The organism is Kitasatospora sp. NPDC007106 (genome assembly GCF_040634455.1).
Classification (GTDB): domain Bacteria; phylum Actinomycetota; class Actinomycetes; order Streptomycetales; family Streptomycetaceae; genus Kitasatospora; species Kitasatospora arboriphila.
In genome coordinates this window covers 1-4,472 of sequence record NZ_JBEYFP010000494.1, presented here as the reverse complement: position 1 = coordinate 4,472, position 4,472 = coordinate 1, and the positions used below count along the sequence as shown (strand labels likewise).

Annotated in this window: 5 protein-coding genes; 2 read left to right on the top strand and 3 right to left on the bottom strand. The window is 71.7% G+C overall.

The features are described 5' to 3' along the window. A partial coding sequence (locus tag ABZ641_RS26910; protein WP_359985714.1) for an aldo/keto reductase occupies positions 1–811 on the bottom strand: 811 nt, incomplete at its 3' end. Positions 812–1,020: 209 nt separating this feature from the next. On the opposite strand from ABZ641_RS26910, the gene ABZ641_RS26905 reads away from it, so the two are divergent. Beyond that, on the top strand, positions 1,021–2,214 hold the full coding sequence (locus ABZ641_RS26905) for an IS110 family transposase (protein WP_359985711.1): 1,194 nt from the start codon (positions 1,021–1,023) through the stop codon (positions 2,212–2,214). 5 nt (positions 2,215–2,219) lie between these two features. Here ABZ641_RS26905 and ABZ641_RS26900 read toward each other — a convergent pair whose 3' ends face one another. Together ABZ641_RS26900 and ABZ641_RS26895 are read right to left on the bottom strand one after the other, a co-directional pair. After that, positions 2,220–2,774 carry a TetR family transcriptional regulator gene (locus tag ABZ641_RS26900; protein WP_359985708.1) on the bottom strand — a complete coding sequence of 185 codons (555 nt, stop codon included), beginning with the start codon at positions 2,772–2,774 and terminating at the stop codon, positions 2,220–2,222. A gap of 773 nt (positions 2,775–3,547) precedes the next feature. Then, positions 3,548–4,219: an MBL fold metallo-hydrolase gene (locus ABZ641_RS26895; protein WP_359985716.1), complete on the bottom strand. Its 672-nt coding sequence runs from the start codon at positions 4,217–4,219 to the stop codon at positions 3,548–3,550. Here ABZ641_RS26895 and ABZ641_RS26890 point away from each other — a divergent pair. Beyond that, a partial coding sequence (locus ABZ641_RS26890; protein WP_359985719.1) for a hypothetical protein occupies positions 4,185–4,472 on the top strand: 288 nt, incomplete at its 3' end. The two genes, ABZ641_RS26895 and ABZ641_RS26890, sit on opposite strands and share 35 nt — an antisense overlap.

The window sequence follows — 4,472 nt, the reverse complement described above, 5'->3', positions numbered from 1 at the left end:
CCGCGACGTTCGCCTCCAGGTGGGCAGGGTCAGCGGTGCCGGGGATGAGCAGCACGTTCGGGGCCTGGTGCAGCAGCCAGGCAAGGCCGACCTGGGAGGGCGTGACACCCAGCGACCGGGCCACGGCGTGCACCGCCGGCTCGTCGGTCACGCCGGGCAGGCCGGAAAAAGCCCCGCCGAGGGGGAAGAACGGCACCCAGGCGATGCCCTCGGCCACGCACAGCCGCAGCAGATCCTCGTCGTCGCGGGAGACGAGGCTGTAGGCGTTCTGGACACAGACGACGCCGGCGGGCAGGGCGCGGCGCAGGCCCTCGAGGGTGACGCTGCTCAGACCGATCGCGCCGATCTTGCCCTCCTCGCGCAGGGCGGTCATCACCGCGAGCTGATCGTCGAGGTCGACGACCTGGTCCCCCTCGGGGCGCAACCCCGGGCCGGTGTCCAGGCGGCGCAGGTTGACGACCCCGAGCCGGTCGACGCCCAGGCTGCGCAGGTTGTCCTCGACGCTGGCGCGCAGCTGCTCGGGCCGCTGCGCCAGACGCAGCGGCAGGCGCCCGCCGGGGTCGGGATCGGCCCCCACCTTCGTGACCACCAGGACGTCGTCCTCGGGGCGCAGCGCCTCGCGGATCACATCGTTGGCGAAACCGAAGCCGTAGAACTCGGCGGTGTCCACGTGGTCGACGCCCAGCTCGACCGCGCGGCGCAGCAGGGCGAGGGCCTCGTCGCGGCGGTCGTGCAGGCGCTCGAGCTGCAGCGCACCGTATCCGGTCCGGAGAACGGTGCGGGCGGCTAACGGAGCGGTCAGAGCGGTCATGTCGTCTCCGTAAGGTGCTAGACGGCCCGGGAGGGCCGGATGCGGCTGATGTGGTCTTGCCGACCGCGGCTCCCGAGGAGTGGCCGTCCGGTTCTCCGGGGCGCCCTGGCTGCTGATTGAGATATGCGCGCTGTGTGCGGTCGCTGTTTACGGAGACGACGGCGGGGTGTTCCTCGGGCCAAGGGGATCGTGGGACCGAGGAGGGGCGAGTGAGTGAGCGAAGTGCCCGCGTCTGGGCGGGAATTGACGCAGGCAAGGGGCACCACTGGGCGGCCGTCGTCGACGAGGCCGGCACCACGCTGTGGTCGAAGAAGGTCGGCAACGACGAGACGGCGATCCTGACCGCGCTCGGGGAGATCCTGGAGCTGGCCGACGAAGTGCACTGGGCGGTGGACATCTCCGGCACGTCCTCGGCCCTGCTGCCGGCCCTGCTCGCGGCCCACGGCCAGCGTGCCGTCTACGTGCCCGGCCGGACTGTCAACCGCATGGCCGGCGCCTACCGGGGCGAGGCGAAGACCGACGCCCGCGACGCCTACGTCATCGCCGAAACCGCCCGCCAGCGACGGGACTTCACCGCGATCGAGGTGCCCGCCCAGCTGGCGGCCGACCTTGCACTGCCGACCGCGCACCGCTCGGACCTGATCGCTGACCGCGTGCGGATGATCAACCGGCTCCGCGACGTGCTGACCGGCATCTTCCCCGCCCTGGAGCGGGCCTTCGACTACTCCGCGCACAAGGGCGCGCTGGTGCGGCTGACCGGCTACCAGACCCCGGCCGCGCTCCGCCGCCGCGGCCGGGCTCGCCTGACGGCCTGGCTGGCCAACCGGAGCGTCCGCGGCGCCGACGCGGTCGCGGACACCGCGCTGGAGGCCGCCGACGCCCAGCGCACCGTGCTGCCCGGGGAGGATGTTGCCGCCGCGATCGTCGCCGACCTGGCCGTGCGGATCCTGGCCCTGGACGACCGACTCAAGCGGATCGACAAGCAGATCCGCGACGCCTTCCACGCCCACCCGCAGGCCGAGATCATCGAGTCCCTGCCCGGCGTCGGCCCGACACTCGGCGCCGAGCTCGTCGTCGCGGCCGGCGACCTGACGGCCTACGCCGGCCACCTCGCCTCGGCGGCCGGGCTCGTGCCCGTTCCCCGCGATTCCAGACGACGCACCGGCAACCTGCACCGGCCCAAACGCTACAGCCGCCGCCCGCGACGGGTGTTCTACCCGCCCGCGCAGAGCAGCATCATCAAGGACGGCCCCAACCGGGACTTCTACCTCAAGAAGCGCGCCGAAGGCTGCAAGCACGTCCAGGCGGTCATCGCCCTGGCCCGCCGCCGCGTCAGCGTCCTGTGGCCACTCCTGCGCGACAACCGGGTCTTCACCTCCGCTCCGGTCGCGCAGACGGCTTGACTCAATCATTGAGACTCCCCGGTCGGTGTCCGCAGGGCGGTGTAGAGCAGTTCGGCCTGGTAGAGCGCCATGATTCGGTGGGCGATCGCGGCGGCGCGCTCCCGAGCCGGGGCCGGTTCGTGGTTCTCGACCTTCACCAGCCAGGCCGTGACGCAGTCGTGCAGCATCGCGCGCATCCGGTCGGTCGCGTCGACGACGATGCCGCGGACGGCCGGGTCGGTGGTCGCCTCGCTCCAGGTCTGCACGCCGACCCGGGCGTGGACGGGATCGATCGCGGCAGTCAACCGGGCGAGCAGCTCGTCGGGGCCGGGCGGGACGTCGGCCGCGGCGTACCCGCCGATGGTGTCGGCCCGCCGGTGGAGCATCTCGCGCGCGGCGGCGCGGACCAGGTCGGCCTTGTTGCGGTAGTGCGCGTAGATCGAGCCGGTCGACAGGCCCGACTCGGCACTGATGTCGGCGATCGAGGTCCGCTCCAGGCCGTTGCGACTGAAGCAGCGCACGGCGGCCTCGGCGATCTGAGTACGCCGGAGTTCCTTGCGCGCATCGGTGAGCCGAGGCACCAGACCTCCCACAAAAAGAATCCCTGTTCTCCTTGCGGGCGACACTAGCAGAACCGCTGTTCTTTTTGTTGCGAGTGGCCCTCATCCGGACGGACACCGTTCGTGACAACCGGGGCCCGCCCCGCGATGGACGCGTCAGACGGACGGCAGCCGGCCGGTGCACATCGGCTCGGCCGTCGAACCCTCCGATCCCGTTCCGCAGCGGCACTGCCGCACCGAACTGACACGGCAATCCCTGAGGTTGACGGCCGATCAAGTGAGCACAGCTGCCCGAGGAAACGGTGTTCGAGGGCGAGCAGCTCGGCCGCCAAGTCGTGGCGCAACACGACGGCCGGCCCGGGTCCGGAGGCGGACCAGCAGAACTTGCCGCACCCGGAGCCGGCGGCGGCGAAACCCGCAGCCGAGGCGGAGACCACGGCAGAGGCGAAGCCGAAAACGTCCCGCGCGAACCGGTTCCAGCAGGGTCCGGCGGCACCCGCCCAATTCGTCGAGCAGGAGGGTCACATACGGGCCCCGCGCCCCGCATCGCCAGCAGTCGAGGTCGTGGCGGCCGGCACTGACGAGAAGGAAAACGCGCAAGTCGCAGAGGTGAGGCCGGGCACATTCCTCAACAACACGAAAGCGAGGCACGCCAAACCGACGCCAGGGCAGCCCGCACAGCCCGCCGAGCACGGCGTGCAGTGGGCGTAGCGGCGACGCGGAGAGTCACCGCTCCGCAGGAGTTGTGGGCCGAATCGGTTCTCACCCACGCAGCACCAAGGCGGCGACTTCGGTCACGTCGTCGCCTCGACTGCGCGCCGGAGGACGGCCGCCACGCCGTGAGTGTGGGGATCGCCGTGCCCGAAGAGCACCGTGCCGACATCCAGCTCGGCCAGCCGGCGCAACCACACGACGGCACAGATGCGCTCAGTGCTGAAAACGCCCAGCACGGTCCGGCCAACATTGGCGACCGCGTCGCCGGTGAACAGCACCCGCGGCCCGGGCAGGTGGAGTGCAATCGACCCGTCCGTGTGGCCGGGCACCGCGACCACCACGGCCCCGCCGCCGAAGTCCAGCACGTCGCCGTCCTCCACCTCCCGGTCGACCGGGCACGGCGGTGCCGGCGGCAGGGGCGGGAGTGCGGCGCGGATCGGTATCTCGAACTCTTCCAGCACCGGGGGTGCCCCGGCCACGGCGCCCCGGATCACCGGTGCTTCCAACCGGTGGGCGATGACCTGCGCCCCGTGCCGGGCGGCCAGTTCGGCGGCCGAGCCGGTGTGGTCCTCGTGCCAGTGCGTCAGGACGATCCGCCGCAGCTCACCGTCGAGAGCTTCCTCGATCCTCGCCGCGCAGTCGGCGGTGCCGGTGTCGATCAGGGTCAGTTCGTCGCCGTCCCGCCACAGGTAGGCCGCCCCCACTGGGAAGCGGAGCATGCGCAGCCTTGGCAGCACCTCGATCACATCCATACCGTCAGACTGCGCGATCGCCCTTGCAACCACGCGGCGGTTCGCCGACGGCTTACCACCCGACCCCCACGAACGGAGCGCGAGCCCCGGCTCCGCGGAGCGCGGCGACTGGCCCCGCCCGGAGCAGGATCAGCAGAACCTGCCGACCGCGATCGGCATCGAGCAGGAGCTCGAGTCGGTGGCCGCAAAGGCCACGGCCAAGGCGAAGCCCAAGGCATCCCACGCAGACCGCTTCGCCCGGGGCCTGGCCGCG

Bases quoted from the DNA above. Each gene is read 5' to 3' on its own strand.
- ABZ641_RS26895 (WP_359985716.1), bottom strand. From the start codon at position 4,219: ATGGATGTGATCGAGGTGCTGCCAAGGCTGCGCATGCTCCGCTTCCCA.